This is a genomic window from Kineococcus sp. GCM10028916, assembly GCF_042674865.1.
Lineage (GTDB): Bacteria > Actinomycetota > Actinomycetes > Actinomycetales > Kineococcaceae > Kineococcus.
Window position 1 is genome coordinate 427938 of record NZ_JBHTFM010000016.1, and the last position, 20191, is coordinate 448128.

18 protein-coding genes are annotated in these 20191 nt (G+C 72.0%); 6 read left to right on the forward strand and 12 right to left on the reverse strand.

What is annotated here, in order from left to right; translation table 11 throughout:
- Positions 1 to 5: 5 nt before the first annotated feature.
- Positions 6 to 1313, reverse strand: a complete 1308-nt coding sequence (locus ACFQ46_RS15800) for an ABC transporter substrate-binding protein (protein ID WP_380260326.1) — start codon at positions 1311 to 1313, stop codon at positions 6 to 8.
- A gap of 387 nt (positions 1314 to 1700) precedes the next feature.
- Between ACFQ46_RS15800 and ACFQ46_RS15805 the strand changes: the two genes are divergently transcribed.
- On the forward strand, positions 1701 to 2732 hold the full coding sequence (locus ACFQ46_RS15805) for a LacI family DNA-binding transcriptional regulator (RefSeq protein WP_380260327.1): 1032 nt from the start codon (positions 1701 to 1703) through the stop codon (positions 2730 to 2732).
- Between the two features lie 19 nt (positions 2733 to 2751).
- Here ACFQ46_RS15805 and sufU read toward each other — a convergent pair whose 3' ends face one another.
- The 5 genes from sufU to ACFQ46_RS15830 are packed head-to-tail and all read right to left on the reverse strand — an operon-like array spanning position 2752 to position 7827.
- On the reverse strand, positions 2752 to 3192 hold the full coding sequence (gene sufU / locus ACFQ46_RS15810; RefSeq protein ID WP_380260451.1) for a Fe-S cluster assembly sulfur transfer protein SufU: 441 nt from the start codon (positions 3190 to 3192) through the stop codon (positions 2752 to 2754).
- Positions 3193 to 3196: 4 nt separating this feature from the next.
- Entirely contained in the window at positions 3197 to 4528 is a 1332-nt protein-coding gene (locus ACFQ46_RS15815; RefSeq protein ID WP_380260328.1) for a SufS family cysteine desulfurase, read from the reverse strand.
- Positions 4525 to 5319 (reverse strand): DUF1684 domain-containing protein, encoded by a 795-nt coding sequence (locus tag ACFQ46_RS15820; protein ID WP_380260329.1) that lies wholly within the window; start codon positions 5317 to 5319, stop codon positions 4525 to 4527. The genes ACFQ46_RS15815 and ACFQ46_RS15820 overlap by 4 nt, the downstream gene beginning before the upstream one ends.
- Before the next feature lie 10 nt (positions 5320 to 5329).
- The gene (locus tag ACFQ46_RS15825; protein ID WP_380260330.1) at positions 5330 to 6721 is read right to left on the reverse strand and encodes an NtaA/DmoA family FMN-dependent monooxygenase; all 1392 of its coding nucleotides are present in this window, start codon (positions 6719 to 6721) and stop codon (positions 5330 to 5332) included.
- Positions 6718 to 7827: an LLM class flavin-dependent oxidoreductase gene (locus tag ACFQ46_RS15830; RefSeq protein WP_380260331.1), complete on the reverse strand. Its 1110-nt coding sequence runs from the start codon at positions 7825 to 7827 to the stop codon at positions 6718 to 6720. Before ACFQ46_RS15830 ends, ACFQ46_RS15825 begins: the two co-directional genes overlap by 4 nt.
- Positions 7828 to 8127: 300 nt before the next feature.
- Here ACFQ46_RS15830 and acs point away from each other — a divergent pair, with 300 nt between their 5' ends.
- Positions 8128 to 10092: an acetate--CoA ligase gene (acs, locus tag ACFQ46_RS15835; RefSeq protein WP_380260332.1), complete on the forward strand. Its 1965-nt coding sequence runs from the start codon at positions 8128 to 8130 to the stop codon at positions 10090 to 10092.
- A 58-nt stretch (positions 10093 to 10150) separates the two neighbouring features.
- Here the strand turns inward: acs and ACFQ46_RS15840 are convergent, their stop codons facing one another.
- Both ACFQ46_RS15840 and ndk read right to left on the reverse strand, forming a co-directional pair.
- The gene (locus ACFQ46_RS15840) at positions 10151 to 10573 is read right to left on the reverse strand and encodes a VOC family protein (RefSeq protein WP_380260333.1); all 423 of its coding nucleotides are present in this window, start codon (positions 10571 to 10573) and stop codon (positions 10151 to 10153) included.
- 80 nt (positions 10574 to 10653) lie between these two features.
- The gene (ndk, locus tag ACFQ46_RS15845) at positions 10654 to 11088 is read right to left on the reverse strand and encodes a nucleoside-diphosphate kinase (protein ID WP_380260334.1); all 435 of its coding nucleotides are present in this window, start codon (positions 11086 to 11088) and stop codon (positions 10654 to 10656) included.
- Between the two features lie 81 nt (positions 11089 to 11169).
- Between ndk and ACFQ46_RS15850 the strand changes: the two genes are divergently transcribed.
- A complete protein-coding gene (locus ACFQ46_RS15850) occupies positions 11170 to 11922 on the forward strand; it encodes a glycosyltransferase (RefSeq protein WP_380260452.1) in 753 nt (250 codons plus the stop codon).
- Positions 11923 to 11931: 9 nt separating this feature from the next.
- Positions 11932 to 12666: a helix-turn-helix domain-containing protein gene (locus tag ACFQ46_RS15855; RefSeq protein WP_380260335.1), complete on the forward strand. Its 735-nt coding sequence runs from the start codon at positions 11932 to 11934 to the stop codon at positions 12664 to 12666.
- On the opposite strand, the gene ACFQ46_RS15860 is transcribed toward ACFQ46_RS15855, so the two are convergent.
- The gene (locus ACFQ46_RS15860; protein WP_380260336.1) at positions 12606 to 13013 is read right to left on the reverse strand and encodes a VOC family protein; all 408 of its coding nucleotides are present in this window, start codon (positions 13011 to 13013) and stop codon (positions 12606 to 12608) included. The genes ACFQ46_RS15855 and ACFQ46_RS15860 overlap by 61 nt on opposite strands.
- A gap of 92 nt (positions 13014 to 13105) precedes the next feature.
- Here ACFQ46_RS15860 and ACFQ46_RS15865 point away from each other — a divergent pair, with 92 nt between their 5' ends.
- Positions 13106 to 13360, forward strand: a complete 255-nt coding sequence (locus ACFQ46_RS15865; RefSeq protein ID WP_380260337.1) for a hypothetical protein — start codon at positions 13106 to 13108, stop codon at positions 13358 to 13360.
- 89 nt (positions 13361 to 13449) lie between these two features.
- Positions 13450 to 14901: a sugar porter family MFS transporter gene (locus tag ACFQ46_RS15870; RefSeq protein WP_380260338.1), complete on the forward strand. Its 1452-nt coding sequence runs from the start codon at positions 13450 to 13452 to the stop codon at positions 14899 to 14901.
- A gap of 76 nt (positions 14902 to 14977) precedes the next feature.
- On the opposite strand, the gene ACFQ46_RS15875 is transcribed toward ACFQ46_RS15870, so the two are convergent.
- From ACFQ46_RS15875 to ileS, 3 genes are read right to left on the reverse strand one after another with little or no spacing between them, the layout of a single operon-like run.
- Positions 14978 to 15343 carry a DUF4233 domain-containing protein gene (locus ACFQ46_RS15875; RefSeq protein WP_380260339.1) on the reverse strand — a complete coding sequence of 122 codons (366 nt, stop codon included), beginning with the start codon at positions 15341 to 15343 and terminating at the stop codon, positions 14978 to 14980.
- A complete protein-coding gene (locus ACFQ46_RS15880; RefSeq protein ID WP_380260340.1) occupies positions 15340 to 16917 on the reverse strand; it encodes a bifunctional folylpolyglutamate synthase/dihydrofolate synthase in 1578 nt (525 codons plus the stop codon). The genes ACFQ46_RS15875 and ACFQ46_RS15880 overlap by 4 nt, the downstream gene beginning before the upstream one ends.
- On the reverse strand, positions 16917 to 20123 hold the full coding sequence (ileS, locus tag ACFQ46_RS15885; protein WP_380260453.1) for an isoleucine--tRNA ligase: 3207 nt from the start codon (positions 20121 to 20123) through the stop codon (positions 16917 to 16919). Before ileS ends, ACFQ46_RS15880 begins: the two co-directional genes overlap by 1 nt.
- Positions 20124 to 20191: the final 68 nt, after the last annotated feature.

The following is a 20191-nucleotide window of genomic DNA, read 5'->3' on the forward strand; positions in this document are numbered from 1 at the left end:
GCAGATCAGATCTTCCGCGCCTGGACCACGGCCGCTTCGATGGCCTTGGCGGCCTGCGCCGGTGTGGCGGAACCGTTCACGACGGAGACGACCCCGTTCGTGACGGAGTCCAGGGTCCCCTTCCCGAACATGATGTGCGGGGCACCCTCCCCGTCCAGCAACCACGAGGTCATCGTCTTGATGTCCTGACTCGCGACCCCGTCGGCCGCCGCCTTCGTGCTGGGCATGGAGAAGGTGTCGTTCATCATCTTGAGGTACCGCGCCGGGTCGTAGAGGTACTTGAGGAAGTCGACGGCCGCGTCCTGGTGCTTCGATCCGGAACTGACGGCCCAGGTGTACCCGGCCTGGTTCGCGCACCAGTGCTTCCCCCCGGGTTCGACCGTGGGCGTCTTGGCGATGCCGTACTGCGTGAGGAACTCCGCGGGTGCCGTGGTCTGCAGGGCCGGCGGGAAGAACGACCCGGTGAACAGCATCGCCGCCTTGCCGCTGGTGAACGTGCTGTTCGCGGTGTCGCTGTCGGTGGCGAGCACCCCGGCGGAGAAGACCCCCGCGTCGGTGAGCTGCTTGACGATCGTGAGCGCCTGGACGACGGGTTCGCTGTCCCACGAGACGCCCTTGGCCGTGTGGGTGTCGAGGTCGAGGACGACCTGGGGATCGTCGGTGATCTGGGTGATGATCGGGAGCGTGAAGTCGGAGAGCTGGTTGGACGGGTTGCCCTGGATGGACATGGGCACGAGGCCGGCCGCGTTGATCTGCGGGGCCATCGCCGCGAGGTCGTCCCACGTCTCGGGCGGCATCAGCCCCAGCTGGGACAGGATCGTCGTGTTGTGGAAGAGCCCGAAGGTCTGGGCGGCCCAGCCGACGGCGTACTGACCGTCCTGGTAGACGTTCTCGTCGTTGGTGGACGGGAAGAAGCCGTCGAGGAAGTCCCCACCCAGGGCCTTGCGCAGGTCCACGGTGCGTCCCGCCTCGGCCAGGGCCAGCGTGGAGACGAGGGGCATGAAGATGTCGCCCTCCTCCTTCGCCGTCAGCGCGGCCTGCAACGAGGGTGCGTAGTTGGCGAAGCTCCAGTAGCGGGGTTTGACCGTCACCTCGGGGTGCAGCTGGTGGTACTCGGCGGCCGCGGCCGCGAAGGCGTCCTCGAACTCCGACGCCCAGGTCCACAGCCCGATCTCGGTCGAACCGTCGCCGCTGTCGCCGGAGCCGCACGCAGCCAGGGCCGGGGTGGCACCCGCGACGGCACCGAGGGCGAGCAGGCCCCGTCGGCTGAGGCGGTTCCGGCCGGACTCGGAGCTGGGAGAGGTCTCGTGCACAGGTGTCCTCCGTCAGGGTGGTCGCCTCTCCACGTCCGCGTGGCCGGCGTGACCGGCGGCGTGGCCGGGCGTCGTGGAGCTGGCTGGGTCGGGTGGTCGCAGATGCTCGCGGCGTCTTCGCAATCTTTCGCAGATGCGACGTGCCGAGACGCTAGACCTGACGTTCGGAAGGCGTCAAGCACCTGCGAGTGACTAATCCAGGACCGCGGGAAACTGTTGCAGACCGGCGCTTGGAGCCCGTACCGTCGTCCACGAAATGTTTCGCAGATCGACGGACCGACCCCGTGTCGCGGGGTCCGCGCGTCGCACGATCGTCGACAGGGGCCTCGTGCTGCGATGATCCGAGCACGAGAGGACCCGGCCTCTCGGCGAGCTCGAGGAGGAACCGTGACAGACGTGGGTCGGCGCAGGCGCCCGACGCTCACCGCGATCGCCTCCGAAGCCGGCGTCTCCGCCGCCACGGTCTCCAAGGTGCTGAACGGGCGCGACGACGTGGGAGCCGAGACCCGCGCCCTCGTCCAACGCCTGCTGCTCGAGCACGCGTACCTCCCCGCCCCCAAACGGCAGCCGCTGGTGGCCCACCGCACCATCGGGCTCGTCTTCGACGACTTCATGAGCCCGTACGCCACCGAACTGATCCGTGGGGTCACCGACGCCGGCACGGCCGCGGACGCCGACGTCGTCGTCGGTCGCTTCTCCGACGGTTCCTCGGGCTACGGCGGCGGGGCGGAGTGGGCTCGCCGGCTCGTCGGGTCGGGCCGGGACGGGGTCCTCGTGGTGACCTCGGACCTCACCTCGCAGCAGGTCGCCGGCTTCTCCGAGGTCCACCTCCCGCTCGTCGTGGTCGACCCGGTGCACACACCGCAGTCGGACGTGGCCAGCGTGGGCGCGACGAACTGGACCGGCGGTCTCAGTGCCACCGAGCACCTGATCTCCCTGGGTCACCGGCGGATCGCGCACCTCGGGGGTCCGGCCGGGGCGGCGATCTCGCAGGCGCGTCTGCACGGGTACCGCGCGGCGATGGAGAACGCGGGCATCCCCGTCGATCCCGCCCTCGTGGTCGACGGCGGCTTCGGCTTCGAGGCCGGACGTGAACTGGCCACCCGGCTGCTGCAGCTGGCGGAACCCCCCACGGCGATCTTCGCCGTGACCGACGTCTGTGCCCTCGGAGTGGTCCAGGCCGCCCACGCCCTGGGCGTGCAGGTGCCCGGGGACCTCTCCGTCGTCGGCTTCGACGACACCTACCTGGCGCCCTGGCTGACTCCCGCCCTGACGACGGTGCACACGCCCCTGCAGGACATGGGTCGCTACGCCCTGCAGATGCTGCTGCGCCTCATCGACGGGGAGACCGTGGACCCGCACCACATCGAGCTGGCCACGGAACTCGTGGTGCGGGACTCGACCGCCCCACCCCGCTGAACCTCGGGCCCGCGCGACGTCAGGTGGGGCTCGGCGCGCGGAGCAGGGCGTCGGCGAGGGCGGACCAGCTGAGGAGGGCGCACTTCACCCGCGCGGGGTACTTCGCGACACCGGCGAGGGCGACGGCGTCACCGAGGACGTCCTCGTCACCCTCGTCCTCACCCCGGCTGGTCAGCATGTGCTGCACCGCGTCCCGCACCGTGACGACCTCCTCGAGCGAGCGCCCGACGACGAGGTCGTGCAGCACCGAGGCCGAGGCGCGGCTGATCGAGCACCCGAGGGCGTCGTAGGAGACGTCCTCGACCGTGTCGCCGGCGAGCGCCACCCGCAGGGTGATCTCGTCGCCGCACGTCGGGTTCACGTGGTGGGCCTGCGCGGCGAACGGGTCGCGCAGACCCTCGCCGTGCGGACGTTTGGAGTGCTCGATGATCAGCTGCTGGTACAGGTCCACGGCGGTCAGGCTCTCACGCGAACAGCGCCCGGACGCGGTGCAGCCCGCGCAGGACGGCGTCGATGTCGGAGCTCTGGTTGTAGGGCCCGAAGCTGACCCGGGTGGTGGCCGCGACGCCGAACCGGCGGTGCAGCGGCCAGGCGCAGTGGTGCCCGACCCGCACGGCGACGCCCTCGTCGTCGAGCAGCTGCCCGACGTCGTGGGCGTGGACGTCCTCCACCACGAAGGAGACCAGGGCGACCCGATCGGCGGCGTCGAGCGGGCCGAGGACGCGGACCCAGGGCAGTTCCGCCAGTTCGGCGAGCAGGCGTCGGGTGAGGTCGCGTTCGTGGGCCTCGAGGCGGGCCATCCCCGAACCGTCGGGGCCGAGCCCGCGCAGGTAGTCGACGGCGGCGTGCAACCCGACGGCCTGCGCCGTCATCGGGACACCCGCCTCGAACTTCTGCGGGACGGGGGCGAAGGTGGAGCGTTCCATCCGGACCAGTTCGATCATCGATCCGCCGGTGAGGAACGGCGGCATCGCGTCGAGGACCTCGGCCCGGCCCCAGAGGATCCCGATCCCCGACGGCCCGAGCATCTTGTGCCCGGAGAACGCCGCGAGGTCGACCCCGAGCGAGGGGAGGTCGACGGGCAGGTGCGGGACGGACTGACAGGCGTCGAGGACGACGAGCGCCCCCACCCGGCGCGCCGCGGCGACGAACGCGGCGACGGGGGCGAGCCCGCCGAGGACGTTGGAGGCGTGGGCGAAGGCGACGACCTTGGTCCGCTCCCCGACCAGCGCGTCGAGGGCGTCGAGGTCGAAGGACCCCCCGTCGGTGACGGGGACCCAGCGCAGGACGGCACCGGTCCGGGCGCAGAGTTCCTGCCAGGGCACGAGGTTGGCGTGGTGCTCGGCCTCGGTGACGAGGATCTCGTCGCCCTCGGCGAGGACGAACCGCGGGTCGACGGCCTGACCGTCGGGGGCGGTGCCGCGGGCGGCGTAGGCCGTGGTGGTGCTGAACGCGTGCGCGATGAGGTTGAGCGACTCGGTGGCGTTCTTGGTGAACACGACCTCGTGGGCGGGTGCCCCGACGAATCCGGCGATGGCGGCCCGGGCGGCCTCGAAGTCGTCGGTGGCCTCCTCGGCCAGCTGGTGCGCCCCGCGGTGGACGGCCGCGTTGTGGGTCTCGTAGAACCGGCGTTCGGCGTCGAGGACGGCCCGCGGTTTCTGCGACGTGGCGCCGGAGTCCAGGTACACCAACGGGTTCCCCGAACGGGTCGAGCGGCCCAGGATCGGGAAGTCCGCCCGCAGCGCGGCCAGTTCGGCGTCGCCGAACGGGGCGGCGAGCAGTTCGGTGGTGGTCACCGGGGATCCTTCTCCCCCGCCGCGACGGGCACGGTGAGGCGGTTCTCGGCGGGCGGCAGCGGGCAGGTGGCGTGGTCGGTGAACGCGCACGGCAGGTTCGTCGTCCGGTTGAAGTCCAGCACGACGTGTCCGTCGGCGTCGGGTTCGGGGACGGAGATCGAGCGCGTCGTCCCCGTCGTGCTCACGCCGCTGGTCGCGTCGGTGAACAGGATGGTCGAACCCTTCGCACTGCGGAAGACCGTGAGTTCCTGCGGACCGTCGAGCTCGAAGCGCACGGTGGCAACGGCCTCGTGGTGGTGCTGCAGCCCTTCGACGACGGCACCGACGACGACGGCCCGGGACTCCGCGTACGGCACGAACTGCGCGTCGAGCACGTAGCGGTCCTCGAACCCGAACACGGGGACCCCGGTGAACGCCGCGAGCGTCGGGGACTTCGGGTCGCGCACCCGCAGGGCGTGCATCCCGGTGCGCTGCATGACCTCCACCCGCCGGTCCCCGATCTCGACGAGGAACCCGGGGGCACCCTCGACCGTCTCGAGGAGCACGGTCCCGTCGACGGCGGAACCGTCCACCACCACCCCGTCGGCCGCGGTCGCGGTGAGTCGGACACCACCCTCGATCGACTCCCAGGTGCCGGGCAGGTCCGCGACGGGGGCGGCCTCGCCGACGAGCCAGTGCAGCCCGGTCAGGCTCAGCCAGCCGTGCAGCGCGCTGAGGTCGGCCGTCCGGGTGGCACGCCACGCGTCCCAGGTCTGGCGGGCGGTGTCGAGCGTGCTGGTGGTCGTGGTCATGGCGGACTCCTCAGGCGGTGGCGCGGACGGCGGGGGCGAGACGGTGCGGGTGCGGCACACCGAGGTGCTCGCGCAGGGTCGAACCGGTGTACCCGGTGCGGTAGCTGCCGCGTTCCTGCAGCAGCGGGACGACCTTCTCGACGAACTCGTCGAGGCCGGCCGGGGTGAGGCTGGGCACGAGGATGAACCCGTCGCAGGCGTCGGCCTGGACGTAGGTGTCCATCTCCTCCGCGACCTGCGCAGGGGTGCCGACGAACTGCTGGCGGCCGGTGACCTCGACGACGAGTTCCCGGCTGCTCCACCCGTTGGCCTCGGCGAGGTCGCGCCACGTGCGCGCGGTCTCCACCGGGTCCTTCGTCATCCGGGTCCGGCCCTGGGCGATGGTCGAGGTCGTCTCCGGGTCCTGCGCGGGCAACGGTCCCTCGGGGTCGTGGTCGCTCAGGTCGCGGCCCCAGACCTGTTCGAGGAACGCGATCGCCTGCGCCGGCCCGACCTGCTGGAACCGGATCTCCCGGGCGTGCTCGCGGGCCTGCTCGGGGGTGTCACCGAGGACGAACGTGACCCCGGGGAGGATCTTCAGGTCGTCACCGGAGCGGCCGTTGCGGACGGCGCGGGAGCGCATGTCGGCGGTGAACCTCTGCCCCGCCTCCAGCGAGCCGTGCATGGTGAAGATGGCGTCGGCGTAGGTGGCGCCGAACTCACGGCCGTCGTCGGAGTCGCCGGCCTGCAACAGGACCGGGTGCCCCTGGGGGCTGCGCGGCAGCGCACCGGTCCCCCGGACCTGGAACTGCGGGCCGCGGTGGTCGACCTCGGCGATCCCCCGGGCGAACACCCCCGTCTCGGGGTCGGCGACCAGGGAGTCCTCGGCCCAGGAGTCCCAGAACTCCCGCGCGACGTCGAGGACCTCGCGGGCCCGGACGTAGCGGTCGGCGTGCGCGAGGTACCCGCCGCGGCGGAAGTTCTCCCCGGTGAACGCGTCGGAACTGGTGACGACGTTCCAGGCCGCACGCCCACCGGAGAGGTGGTCGAGGGAGGCGAACTGCTTGGCGAGTTCGGCGGCCTCGTTGAAGGTGGCGTTGATCGTCCCGGCCAGGCCCAGGTGGGTCGTGACCGACGCGATCGAGTTCAGGACGGTGAGGGTGTCGGGACGGCCGACGACGTCGAGGTCGTGGATCTTCCCGCGCTGTTCGCGCAGCCGCAGCCCCTCGGCGAGGAAGAAGAAGTCCATCAACCCCCGCTCCGCGGTCCGGGCGAGGTGTTCGAAGGAGGAGAAGTCCACCTGGCTGCCGGAGCGGGGGTCGCGCCAGACGGTGGTGTTGTTGACGCCCGGGAAGTGCGCCCCGAGGTGGATCTGACGAGGGGTCTCACGAGGGGTCTCACGGGGGGTCTCACGGCGGGTCATCGGAGGCCTCCGGTCCTGGCGTAGCGGCTGGTGGGGCGGGGCAGGCCGAAGCGTTCGCGCAGCGTGCTGCCCGCGACCGGCGGCCGGGTCAGCGCGGGGACGACCCCGCTGACGACGAGTTCGAGCGTCGCGGGCAGGTCCAGCGGCGCGAGGACGGCGCCGTCGAGGCCGTCGGGCAGCTCGGCCAGGGCCGCGGCGAGGGTGGCGGGGGTGCCGAGGTGGCGCACCGAGCGCGGCGCGGCGCCGGGGCTCAGCTCGTCGAGCCGGCCGGCGACGTCGAGGGCCTCCGTGGCGGTCCCGCGGAGCAGGACCTCCACGTCGAGCAGGACGGTCAGCTCGCGGCCGGCCAGGGTCCGCAGCCGGTCCGCGGTCTCGGCCGCGGTGCGTTCGTCGCCGGCCTCGATCCGGGCGACGTCGGCGTGCGCGGCGGCCACCGCGAGGGAGTGCTCGTCCCGGACGGGCACCACGACGAGCGGCTGGCCCTGCGGGGAGCGCGGGGTGATCGAGGGACCGCGGACGAAGAACCGCTCCCCCTCGAAGTCGACGTAGTGCAGCTTGTCGCGGTCCACGAACCGGCCGCTGGCGACGTCGCGGACCACCGCGTCGTCCTCCCAGCTGTCCCAGAGCCGACGGACGACCTCGACGGTGTCCGCGGCCTCGCGCCACAGCTCCTCCGGCGGGGCGGTCCCCGTCCGCCCGAAGGTGTCCGCCTCCTCGGCGGTGGTGGAGACCTCGACCTGCCAGCCGGCGCGGCCGAGGCTGGTGAAGTCCAGCGTCGCGACGGCCTTGTTCGTGTGGAACGGCTCGGTGTGGGTCGTCGTGACGACCGGCACGAGACCGACCCGGCGGGTCAGCGGCGCGAGGTGCGCGGCGATCGCGACGGCGTCGAGGCGACCGCGCTGGTCGCGCTCGTCACTGGAGCCGAGGCGGAAGGAGTCGGGGACCACGAGCAGGTCGAGGTCGGCGCGCTCGACGAGCGCGCCGAGGCGGCGCCAGTGGGCGGCGGTGAAGAGTTCGGCCGGGCGCGCGCCGGGCAGGCGCCACGCGGCGGGGTGGCGACCGGCGGCGTCGAGTTCGACGCCCAGGCGCAGTGGCTCTCGGGACATGGCGTACCCCTCCGGGGCTGCTGACGTGACCGGCCGGGTCGCTCGGCTGAGCACCCGGGGGCCGCCGGGTGTTCCCGGCGACGTGCACTGCGGGTCAGCGACAGGCGGAGGAGCGGGTGCGGCAGAGGTCGACGTGACGACGCTGCACGGCGAAGAAGGGGCGGGCGACCGCGGACGCCGGGGGCGTGCTCGCGCTCACCCGGGTGCTCTCCACGGTCCGAGCCTACGGCGCGGCTACCCTGGTGGCCAAGCCGGCCGACGGCCGGTCCGCCGACCGCCCCGCCCGTGAGGACGCACCGCATGACGAGCACGCCCCTGGACGACCCCGCGCAGGACCTCGTCTTCCCGCCGTCCGCGCAGTTCAGCGCCCAGGCCAACGTCGGCGCGGGTGAGTACGAGCGCGCGGCCGCGGACCCCGAGGCGTTCTGGGCCGAACAGGCCCGGCGGCTGCAGTGGGACGAGCCGTTCCACACCGTCTTCGACGGCTCGACGCTGCCGACCGCGCAGTGGTTCACGGGCGGCAGGCTCAACGTCGCGGTGAACTGCGTCGACCGCCACGTCACCGCGGGCCGGGGCGAGAAGGTCGCGTTGCACTGGGAGGGCGAACCCGGGGACTCCCGCACCATCACCTACGCGCAGCTGCAGGACGAGGTCTGCCGGCTCGCGAACGCGCTGGAGGAACTCGGGATCGGGCACGGCGACCGCGTCGTCCTCTACCTGCCGGTGCTGCCCGAGACGATCGTCACGACCATGGCGTGCGCGCGCATCGGCGCCGTCGTCAGCCTGGTGTTCGGGGGTTTCTCCGCCGAGGCGCTGCGGTTCCGGGTGGAGGACACCGGCGCGAAGCTCCTGGTCTGCACCGACGGGCAGTTCCGGCGGGGTACCGCCGTCGCGGTGAAGGGAGCCGCGGACGCGGCGGTCGAGGGGCTCGACCACGTCGAGCACGTCCTCGTGCTGCGCCGCACCGGGGAGCGGACGCCGGACGTCCCCTGGACGGAGGGCCGCGACGTCTGGTGGCACGAACTCGTCGACCGCCAGCCCGTCGAGCACGTCGCGCCGAGCTTCGACAGCGAGAACCCGCTGTTCATCATCTACACCTCGGGGACCACCGGCCGGCCCAAGGGGCTGGTGCACACCAGCGGCGGGTACCTCACCCACACCTCCTGGTCGCACTGGGCGGTGTTCGACGTCAAGGACGACGACGTCTACTGGTGCCAGGCGGACCTCGCCTGGGTCACCGCGCACAGCTACGAGATGTACGGCCCGCTGTCCAACGGGACCACCCAGGTCATCTACGAGGGCTCACCGCTGACCCCCCACCCCGGTCGCCACTTCGAGGTCATCGAGAAGTACGGCGTGACGATCTACTACACCGCCCCCACCCTGGTGCGGACGTTCATGAAGCACGGTCCGGAACTGCCCGCGGGCTTCGACCTGTCGTCGTTGCGGCTGCTGGGTTCCGTGGGCGAGGCCATCAACCCCGAGGCGTGGACGTGGTTGCACCGCAACGTCGGTGGTGGACGCTGCCCCATCGTCGACACGTGGTGGCAGTCCGAGACCGGGGCGGCCGTCGTCGCTCCGCTGCCCGGCGTCACCCCGCTGAAACCGGGTTCCGGGACGGTCCCGCTGCCCGGGTTCTCCGCGACCGTCGTCGACGAGGCGGGTGAGGAGGTCGCCCCGGGCGAGCAGGGGGTCCTGGTCATCACGAAACCCTGGCCCGGCATGGCCCGGACGGTGTGGCGCGACCACGCGCGGTTCGTCAAGAGCTACTGGGAGCCCTACGCCGCCCAGGGCTGGTACCTGGCCGGGGACGCCGCGACCAAGGACGCCGACGGCTACATCTGGATCGGCGGCCGCATCGACGACGTCCTGAACGTCTCGGGTCACCGGCTCTCCAGCATCGAACTCGAGTCGGCCCTCGTGTCGCACCCGCGGGTGGCCGAGGCCGCCGTCGTCGGGGCGCCGGACGAGACGACGGGTCAGCGGATCGTGGCGTTCGTCATCCTCCGCGGCACGGGTCCCTCCGACGGGGTCGGCGCGGAACTGCGGGAACACGTCGCGCGCGCCGTGGGGGCGATCGCGAAACCCCGCGACGTCGTCGTCGTGCCGGACCTGCCGAAGACCCGGTCGGGGAAGATCATGCGCCGGCTGATGGCCGACATGACCGCCGGTCGCCCCGGCGGGGACGTGACGTCGCTGCAGGACGAGACCGCCCTCGCCGCGGTCGAGACGGCGTGGGCGCAGTACGTGCAGTCCCGACCCTGACCTTCCCGGTCCGCGATCGTGCAGGTGTTCCCCGCAGGATCGCGGACCGGGCGGGTGGTCAGGCGGGTTCGCCGATGCTGCCGGCCTCGGCGGCCGCCGCGAGGTCCATCCAGCTGACCTCCCAGACGTGACCGTCGGGGTCGCGGAAGCTGGTGCCGTACGTGAAGCCGAGGTCCGTGGCCGGGCCGTAGACGGACCCGCCGTTCGCCAGCGCCTTGGCCACGAGGTCGTCGCACTCCTGGCGGGAGTCGGCCGAGAGCGCGAGCACGTACTCGGTCGTGCCTGCGGGGGCGGACTCCGAGTGCAGGAAGTCCTTCCAGCGCGAGGGCTCGTGGACGAGGACGAAGATGTTCTCCTCGATCACGATGCAGGCCGTGTCGTCGCTCTCGAACTGCGGGTTCGGCGCGAACCCGAGCGCCGAGAAGAAGGCCTTGGAGGCCTCCTTGCTCGCGACCGGCACGTTGAGGAAGGCCATGCGCACGAGTGCTCCCGGGGTCTGAGGCCGTCCGTCCGGCCTTCTCGATCCTTCGACCTCAGACTGGCCGAGAACTCATCGCCGGGTCAGAGGTTCGGGAACCAGAGACCGATCTCGCGGGCCGCGGACTCCGGGGCGTCGGACCCGTGGACGAGGTTCTGCTGGACCTTCAGGCCCCAGTCCCGGCCCAGGTCGCCGCGGATGGTGCCCGGCGCGGCGGTCGTCGGGTCGGTGGTGCCGGCCAGCGAGCGGAAGCCCTCGATGGCGCGGTGGCCCTCGACGACCGCGGCGAGCACGGGGCCGGAGAGCATGAACTCCACGAGCGGTTCGTAGAACGGCTTGCCCTGGTGCTCCTCGTAGTGACCGGCGAGGAGTTCCGGGGTCGCGGTCCGCAGTTCGACGGCGACCAGGGTGTAGCCCTTGGCCTCGATGCGCCGCAGCACCTCCCCGGAGAGGTTGCGCCGCACGCCGTCGGGCTTCACGAGGACGAGGGTCCGCTGCAGGTTCGTTTCAGTCGCCACGGCAACGACCCTAGTGGACCGACCCATCCGGGCGGCCGACGGCTCCGAACCAGGACCGTGGACTGTCCGGCCACCCTGGTCGTGGTCCCGGCTCACGGGCGGAGCGCCGTGATCGGGTCGCTCCGGCGCGTCCTGGCCGCGGCCCCCGTCGAGGTGCTCGTCGTGCTCGAGGAGGACGACCACGCGGTCACCGACCTGGTCGAGGAGTTCGCCCGCAGCCACCTCGAGGTGCACCTGCTGCACCGGCGCCGCGGGGAGGGTGTGGGCACGCCCCAGCGGGAGGGACTCCTCTGGGGCCTCGAACGCGGCTACCAGGTCCTCGTGACGATGGACCTGACCCACCCCGCCGAGCAGCTCCCGGCGGTGCTCGCCGCGCTGGAGGACGCCGACCTCGTGCTCGGCTCCCGCCACCTCGCCGCCGCCACCACCACCGCTCTCGCCGTGGCCGCGGCCGACGACCACCGGCTGGGGCCGCTGCTGTCACGCGCGGGGAACGCGTGCCTCGCCGCGGTCCTGCGACTCCCCGTGCACGACGTCACCACGGGGTTCCGCGCGTTCCGCCGCGAGGTCCTGCTCGGGATCGGGATCAGTGCCCTCACCTCTAGGGGCTCCTCCTTCCGCGTCGACACCGCCCACCGGGCCCACCAGGGCGGGTACCGGCTGGTCGAGGTCCCCGTGGTCGTCACCGGCGAGCGCGGCGCCACCGCCGCCGGTGTCCGGGAGGTGCTGACGACGGCGCTGACGACGACGATGACGCGACTGCGCGCCAGGCCGTGCCGACGTGGCCCGCTCCGGCTCCCGGAGCGCTCGACGCGGGTCGGTGGTCTGCGCTGAACTGAGGGCGTGTACCGCGAACGTGCGTCGCTGGTCCCCGGCGCCCGGGTCTGGTCGAGCAGCGCCACCGACCGTTCGAGCGGCCTCGTGCTGCCCGACGGCTGCATCGACCTGCTGTGGCGGGCGGAGGGAGGCGTCGGCGAACTGCTGGTCGCCGGCCCGGACACCCGGGCCCAGACCGTCGAACGGGACCCGTCCACCACCTGGACGGGACTGCGCTTCGCCCCCGGCCACGCACCCTCGTTCCTCGGCGTGCCGGGCGACGCGCTGCGCGACGAGCGGGTCCCCCTCGCCGACCTCTGGGGTCCCGTGCGGGCACGGGACCTCGCCGAGCGGGTCGCGCGCGCCGTCCACGCGGGGGCGGCGCTCGAGGAGATCGCGGCGCAGGCTCCCCCGCGCGATCCCGCCACGGTCGCGACGGTCCGGCTGCTGGCGGACGGGCGCAGCGTCGCCGAGGTCGCCGACGCGCTGGGCCTCGGGGTGCGCACGCTGCACCGGCGCAGCCTGGCCGCCTTCGGCTACCCGCCCCAGGTGCTCGGGCGGGTCCTGCGCCTGCAGCGCGCGGTGGCGGGGTTGCGCTCGGGGCTCAGCGCGGCCCGGGTCTCGCAGGAGGCCGGGTTCGCCGACCAGGCGCACCTCGCGCGCGAGGTCCGGGCCTTCACGGGGACCTCGCCGCGGTCGTTTCAGCCGAGGGCGGCGAACAGGTCGACCGAGCCGCCGTCGGGGTCGAGGACCACGGCGTAGCGCTGGCCCCACACCGCGTCGAAGGGGGCCAGGTGCGTCGGCGCCCCCGCCGCCGTGAGGTCCGCGAACACCTGGTCGACCCCCGAGGGGCTGGCGCAGTCGAAGGCGAGGGCGCTGCGGTTCCCACCCCTGGCGGGCTCGAAGCCGGGGTCGAAGGACCGGAGGACCTCCTCGGTGTCCCAGGCCAACCGCAGACCACCCGGCAGGGTGACCTCGACGTGCGGTTCGGCGTCCGCCGTCGCGGGCAGGTCGAGACCGAGCCGGCGGTAGAAGGCCAGCGCGCGGGCCATGTCGGCGACGACGAGGCCGACGAGGTCGAGCCGGGGGACGATTGTCGGTGTGCTCATGGAGGTGAGCCTGCCGCGCGCCGCGCGGGGTGTCTTGGACGGATCGGACACGGTGCCAGGATGTGGGCCCCGTTGCGAGGAAGGGATCCGCTGTGCCGCTGCGTCACGACCGTGAGGACACCACCACCCAGGAGGAGGCGCTGCGCGCCGCCCGCGACGAGGCCGCGACGGTGATGGCCGAGCTCGCCGCCGAGGCGAGGTCGCTCGGCAAGGCCTACGGCGGCCGCTCCGCCCGGATCCCCGACGGGTCCGCGCTGGCCGGGTTGATCGACGCCGCCCGCCGTGCGGAGGAGGACGTGGACATCGCCGCGCACGACCTCGCGACCGCCCGCGGCGAGGACGCCTGACCGCTCTCGGGGTGCGGTGAGGCAGGTGCGGCAGGAAGATCGACGACGGGCTCCGGCCGGGGCGCCACGCGCACCCTGAGAGGACCCCCATGTCGCAGCAGGACGCGAGCGGTTCAGCCCGCGACAGCGAGGAGCAGCAGCACGCGACGACCAAGGTCGTGCTGATCTCGATCGTGGCCGCCATCGGCGGCTTCCTCTTCGGTTTCGACACCTCCGTCGTCAACGGGGCCGTCGACGCGGTCACCGAGAAGTTCGCCCTGTCCGGGTGGCTCTCCGGTTTCGCCGTCTCCTGCGCCCTCCTCGGTGCGGCCGTCGGGGCCTGGTTCGCGGGCCGCATCGCCGACCGGTTCGGCCGCAAGTCCGTGATGGTCATCGGCGGGGTCCTCTTCGCCGTCGGGGCCGTCGGCTCGGCCTTCGCCTTCGCGGTGTGGGACCTCATCCTCTGGCGCGTCGTCGGCGGTCTCGGCGTCGGCGTGGCCTCCGTCATCGCCCCGACCTACATCGCCGAGGTCGCCCCCGCCTACCTCCGCGGTCGCCTGGGGTCGTTGCAGCAGCTGGCCATCACCGTCGGCATCTTCGCCGCTCTGCTCTCCGACGCCTTCATCGCCAACACCGCCGGGGACGCGTCGCAGACGACGTGGCTGGGCTGGGAGGCCTGGCGCTGGATGTTCGTCGTCGGGGTGATCCCGTCGGCGGTCTGGGCGTTCCTGGCCCTGCAGGTGCCGGAGTCGCCGCGCTACCTCATCGCCCAGGGCGAGACTCAGAAGGCGACCGAGGTGCTGCGCGAGGTCCTCGGCAACCGCAGCCTGGAGGCCCTGCAGCGCAAGGTCGCCGAGATCAAGAACTCGATGAAGCGCGAGGACGACCCCAGCCTGCGTGACCTGCGCGGGCCGCGGTTCGGTCTGCTGCCCATCGTCTGGGTCGGCATCCTGCTCTCGGTGTTCCAGCAGGCCGTCGGGATCAACGTGATCTTCTACTACTCCACGACGCTGTGGAAGGCCGTGGGTTTCGAGGAGTCGCAGGCCCTCACCACCTCGGTCATCACCTCCGTGACCAACGTCGTCGTGACGTTCATCGCCATCGCGACCGTCGACAAGATCGGGCGCAAACCGCTGCTCACCATCGGGTCGGCGGGGATGTTCGTCTCCCTGGCCGTCATGGCCGTCACGTTCTCGCAGTCGGTCGGCAGCGGAGACGACGTCAGCCTGCCGGGCCACTGGGGCATCGTCGGCATCGTCGCCGCGAACGTCTACGTCATCTCCTTCGGCGCGACGTGGGGTCCGGTCGTGTGGGTCCTGCTCGGGGAGATGTTCCCCAACAAGATCCGGGCCGCGGGCCTCGCCGTCGCCGCGGCCGCGCAGTGGCTGGCGAACTTCGCCGTCTCCACCAGCTTCCCGTCGCTGGCGAAGCTCGGCCTGCAGTACGCCTACGGCCTCTACGCCGTCATCGCCCTGTTGTCCTTCGTGTTCGTCCGCCGCGCCGTGCAGGAGACGAAGGGTCGCGAACTCGAGGACATGGACGAGGCCGCCGCCGCGCGCTGACGTCGGCCCCCCTCCTGATCCGTGATCTCGCCTCGCAGGGTTTCCCAGCGGGATCACGGATCGGGAGGGGTGGTGGTCAGGGGTTGTCCGCCAGGCGGCGGGCGACCTCGGCCTTCTCGCGGTCGACGCGAGCACCGATGCGCAGGGCGAAGAACCAGATGACGGCGAAGGCGACCCCGATGCCGAACATCATCGGCACCACGAACCCGCCCGCGATCATCACGGCCTGCAGGACCCAGCCGAGCGCGTACCCGACGCGGGAACGGAGCATCCCCGCGCACAGCACGCAGAGCAGCATGAGGATGCCGCCCACGACGAGGTAGCTGGTGTGGCGCTGGCCGATCGGCTCGAGGGCGAACGCGACGAGGGTCGCGAAGAACACCAGCATCGCCTCGCAGATCAACGTCGTGGCGGCGAACATCCGCTTCGTGGACCGTCTCACTGCGTCCTCCTCCCCAGCAGGGCGCGCGCGTCCCCGACGAGCACCACGGAACCGGCCACGACGATCCCGGCGCCGGAACCACCCATGCCGCCACCGGCGCCCGACTCCGACTCGGCCAGGTCGACGGCGGTCGCGATCGCCTCGTCCAGGCGTTCCACGACGTGGACCCGGTCCTCGCCGAACACGTCCTCGGCGATCTCACCGAGTTCGGCGGGTTCCAGCCCGCGGGGGGAGCTCGAGCGGGTCACGACGACCTCGGCCAGGACGGGTTCGAGAGCGCTGAGAACTCCCTCGACGTCCTTGTCCCCCATGATGGCGATGACCCCGACGAGGCGGCTCAGCGTGAAGGCCTCGGCGATGCCGACGGCCAGGGCGTGCGCCCCCGCCGGGTTGTGCGCGGCGTCGGCGAGGATCAACGGCGAGTTCCGCAGCACCTCCATCCGTCCCGGTGAGGTGACGTCGGCGAACGCCGCCTCGACCAGACCCGGCATGAGGGTCCCGCCCGGCATGGCCAGCAGGGCCTCGACCGCGCTCAGCGCCGTCACGGCGTTCTCGGCCTGGTGCACCCCGTGCAGCGGGAGGAAGACGTCGGTGTAGGTGCCGCCGCGGGTGCGCAACGACACGAGCTGCCCGCCGTGGGCCAGGGTCCGTTCCTCGATCCCGAAGTCCAGCCCCTCCCGCACGACGTTCACGCGTTCCGCGGCGACCTTGGCCATGAGCACGGCCGCGGCCTCCTCCTCCTGCTTGCCGAGGACGACGATCGAGCCGTGCTTGACGATCCCGGCCTTCTGGCCCGCGATCTCCTCCAGCGTCGACCCGAGCCACGCCTCGTGGTCCATCGACACCGGGGTGATGACGGCGACGTCGGGTTGCACGACGTTCGTGGTGTCCCACGTCCCGCCCAGCCCGGTCTCGATGACGGCGACGTCCACGGGGGCGTCCGCGAAGGCCGCGAACGCCATGAGCGTCAGGACCTCGAAGAAGCTCAGCCGCGGTTCGTCGCGTTCGGCCGCCTTCGCGTCGACGATCGAGACGACCGCTTCGACGTCGTCCCAGGCCCGCACGAACGCCGCGTGGGTGATGGGGTCGCCGTCGATGGAGATCCGCTCGGTGATGTCGACGAGGTGCGGGCTGGTGAACCGGCCCGTGCGCAGGTCGTGCTCGCGGACCAGGCGTTCCACCATCCGCGCCGTCGACGTCTTGCCGTTGGTGCCGGCGAGGTGGACGACGCGGTAGGCGTTCTGCGGATCGCCCAGCAGCGCGCACGCCTCGCGCACGCGCTCCAGGGTCGGGTGGATCCGGTGCTCGGGGTTGCGGGACAGGATCTGCGCCACGACCTCGTCGAAGCGCGGGTCGTCCTCCACCGGCGGGCCGGGGTTCGCAGCCGCGACCGCCGCCCCGGGTTCCCGGGACGGCGGACGACGGTCCTGCGGGACCCGGCCGCGACGGAGCCCGTCGGTGCCGAACCCCTCCTCGCCCTCGTCGTCGTCGGACAGGGGTCCCATCAGGTCGTCGAGCTCCTCGTCCTCGCCGTCGGGCTGGTCGAGGAACGGGTCGAGCGGTCCTTCGCTCATCAGATCGTCTCTGCCTTCTGCACCACGATGCGCACCTCGTGCCCCTCGACCTGCCCCACCAGCGTCGCCGTGCCGGCCGGGACGGCCGCCACGGAACCGCTGGACCCGAACTGCTGCGCCAACGTCTCCTCGACGACGAGGTTCTGGTGGGTCACCAGCGCCTCCCAGACCGGACCGTCGCCCGCGACCGTCAGCCGGATCCGGTCCGACACGTGCAGACCGGCGTCGCGCCGGGCCTGCTGGACGAGCCGGATCACGTCGCGGGCGATGCCCTCGGCCGCGAGTTCCGGGGTGACGGTCGTGTCCAGCACGACGAAACCCCCACCGGCGAGCGCGGCCGTGGCGAGACCGGAATCGACGCCCTCCACGACCGTGCTCAGCTCGTACTCGCCCTCGACGAGCTCGATCCCGCCGGAGACGACGGTCCCGTCGGGACGTTCCTCCCACTCCCCGGACTTCGACCCCTTGATCGCCTGCTGCACCTGCCTGCCCAGGCGGGGTCCGGCGGCGCGGGCGTTGACGGTCAGCTTCGCGACGACGCCGTACTCGACGGCCTTCTCGATCGGCCCGAGGGCGACCTCGCGGACGTTGACCTCGTCGGCCACCAGCTGGGCGAACGGCTGCAGGGCAGCCGGATCGGCGACGAGGACCTCGAGGCGGTTCAACGGCAACCGCACCCGCAACCCGTTGGCCTTGCGCAGCGCCAGCGCGTTGGAGCAGGTCACGCGGGCCTCGTCCATGGCGGCGACGAGCGCCGGGTCGCTGGGCAGGTCCATCGCGTCCGGCCAGTCGGTGAGGTGGACGGAACGCCCACCGGTCAGCGAGCGCCAGATCTCCTCGGAGAACAGCGGGAGCAGCGGCGCGAGCATCCGCGTCGTCGTCTCCAGCACCGTGTAGAGGGTGTCGAAGGCGTCCCTGGCCCGCTCGGACTCACCGTCCCAGAACGCCGACCGCGAGCGCCGGACGTACCAGTTGGTGAGGGAGTCCAGGAACTGCCGGGACGTCTCGCAGGCCCCCGCGATGTCGTAGACGTCGAGTTGCGCGGTGACGGCCACGACGGTGTCGTGCAGCTTCGCGAGGACGTAGCGGTCGAGGACGTCGGACGAGGAGGTCCGCCAGCGGGGGGTGTGGCTGGAGGTGCCGGAGTACAGCTGGAAGAACGAGTAAGTGTTCCACAGCGGCAGCAGGACCTGGCGGACGGAGTCGCGGATGCCCTGCTCGGTGACGATGAGGTTCCCGCCGCGCAGGACGGGGGAACTCATGAGGAACCAGCGCATGGCGTCGGCGCCGTCGCGGTCGAGGACCTCGGAGACGTCGGGGTAGTTGCGCAGCGACTTGCTCATCTTGCGGCCGTCGTCGCCGAGCAGGATGCCGTGGGAGACGGCGGTGCGGAACGCGGGCCGGTCGAAGAGCGCGGTCGCGAGCACGTGCAGCGTGTAGAACCAGCCGCGGGTCTGGCCGATGTACTCGACGATGAAGTCGCCCGGGTAGTGGCTCTCGAACCACTCGGTGTTCTCGAAGGGGTAGTGCACCTGGGCGAAGGGCATCGACCCGGACTCGAACCAGCAGTCGAGCACCTCCGGGACCCGGCGCATGGTCGACTTCCCGGTCGGGTCGTCGGGGTTGGGCCGGGTGAGGTCGTCGATGGTGGGGCGGTGCAGGTCGGCCGGGCGCACGCCGAAGTCGCGCTCGAGGTCGTCCAGCGAGCCGTACACGTCGACGCGCGGGTAGGTCGGGTCGTCCGACATCCACACCGGGATCGGGCTGCCCCAGTAGCGGCTGCGGCTGATCGACCAGTCGCGCGCCCCCTCCAGCCACTTGCCGAAGGAGCCGTGCTTGACGTGCTCGGGGACCCAGGTGATGTCCTCGTTCAGCTCGACCATGCGGTCGCGGATGGCCGTGACCTTGACGAACCAGCTGGAGACGGCGCGGTAGATCAGTGCGTTCCCGCAGCGCCAGCAGTGCGGGTAGGAGTGGTCGTAGGTCTCCAGTCGCAGCAGGAGGGCGCCACTGGGGACCCCGTCGCGCAGGGCGCGGTTGATCTCCTTGTTGGCGTCGAAGACGTGCATCCCGGCGAAGTCGGTGACCTCGGCCGTGAACGTGCCGTTGGAGGCGACGGGCACGACGGGGACGATGCCGGCGGCGTCGGTGACGAGCTTGTCGTCCTCGCCGAAGGCGGGGGCGATGTGCACGATCCCGGTGCCGGAGTCGGTCGTGACGTAGTCGGCGGCCAGGACCTGGTGGGCGTTCTCGCGGCCGGCGAAGTAGTCGAACGGCGGGACGTAGCGCCGGCCCAGCAGTTCCTCACCGCGGTAGCGGCCGACGACGCGCTCGGCGGCGTCCTCGCCGAGTTCGCGGGCGTAGTGGGAGAGGCGGTCCTCGGCGAGCAGGAACCTCCGGCCCTCGTGCTCACCGGTGCCCGTGACCACGACGTAGCGCAGGTCGGGGTGCACGGCCATCGCGAGGTTGCTCGGGAGGGTCCAGGGGGTGGTGGTCCAGATGAGGGCGAGGACGCCGTCGAGGGCGTCGTGGGACCCGTCGCCCAGCAGCCGGAAGCCGACGGTGACGGCCGGGTCCTGCCGGTTGCGGTAGGTGTCGTCGAGGCGGGTCTCGGAGTTGCTGAGCGGGGTCTCGCAGCGCCAGCAGTAGGCCAGGACGCGGAAGCCCTCGTAGACGAGGCCCTTGTCCCACAACGTCTTGAAGGCCCACATGACCGACTCCATGTAGTCGGTGTCGAGGGTCTTGTAGTCGTTGTCGAAGTCGACCCAGCGCGCCTGGCGGGTGACGTACTCCTCCCACTCCTTCGTGTACTTCAGCACGGAGGTGCGGCAGGCGGCGTTGAACGCGGCGACGCCGAGTTCGTCGATCTCGGACTTGTGGGTGATCCCGAGCTGCTTCTCGGCCTCGACCTCGGCGGGCAGGCCGTGGGTGTCCCAGCCGAAGCGGCGCTCGACCTGGTGTCCGCGCATGGTCTTGTAGCGGGGGACGAGGTCCTTCACGTAGCCCGTGAGCAGGTGGCCGTAGTGCGGCAGGCCGTTGGCGAAGGGGGGGCCGTCGTAGAAGACGAACTCGCCGGCGGCGGAGCCCTTGCGGGCGTCGACGCTGGCCTGGAAGGTGCCGTCGGCGGCCCAGGAGTCGAGGATGCGCTGCTCGATCTCGGGGAAGCGGGGGCTGCTGCCGGCCTCGCTGGTGTCCCCGGGGGCCACGGTGGTGGTCTCGTCCGGCGGCGTGACGTCCTGCGACACGTGCGTCTCCTCGACTGATGCTTCCAGCC

Bases quoted from the DNA above. Each gene is read 5' to 3' on its own strand.
- acs (WP_380260332.1), top strand. From the start codon at position 8,128: ATGACGAGCACGCCCCTGGACGACCCCGCGCAGGACCTCGTCTTCCCG.
- ACFQ46_RS15825 (WP_380260330.1), bottom strand. From the start codon at position 6,721: ATGACCCGCCGTGAGACCCCCCGTGAGACCCCTCGTGAGACCCCTCGT.
- ACFQ46_RS15860 (WP_380260336.1), bottom strand. From the start codon at position 13,013: ATGAGCACACCGACAATCGTCCCCCGGCTCGACCTCGTCGGCCTCGTC.
- ACFQ46_RS15870 (WP_380260338.1), top strand. From the start codon at position 13,450: ATGTCGCAGCAGGACGCGAGCGGTTCAGCCCGCGACAGCGAGGAGCAG.
- ACFQ46_RS15820 (WP_380260329.1), bottom strand. From the start codon at position 5,319: ATGACCACGACCACCAGCACGCTCGACACCGCCCGCCAGACCTGGGAC.
- ACFQ46_RS15830 (WP_380260331.1), bottom strand. From the start codon at position 7,827: ATGTCCCGAGAGCCACTGCGCCTGGGCGTCGAACTCGACGCCGCCGGT.
- ACFQ46_RS15880 (WP_380260340.1), bottom strand. From the start codon at position 16,917: ATGAGCGAAGGACCGCTCGACCCGTTCCTCGACCAGCCCGACGGCGAG.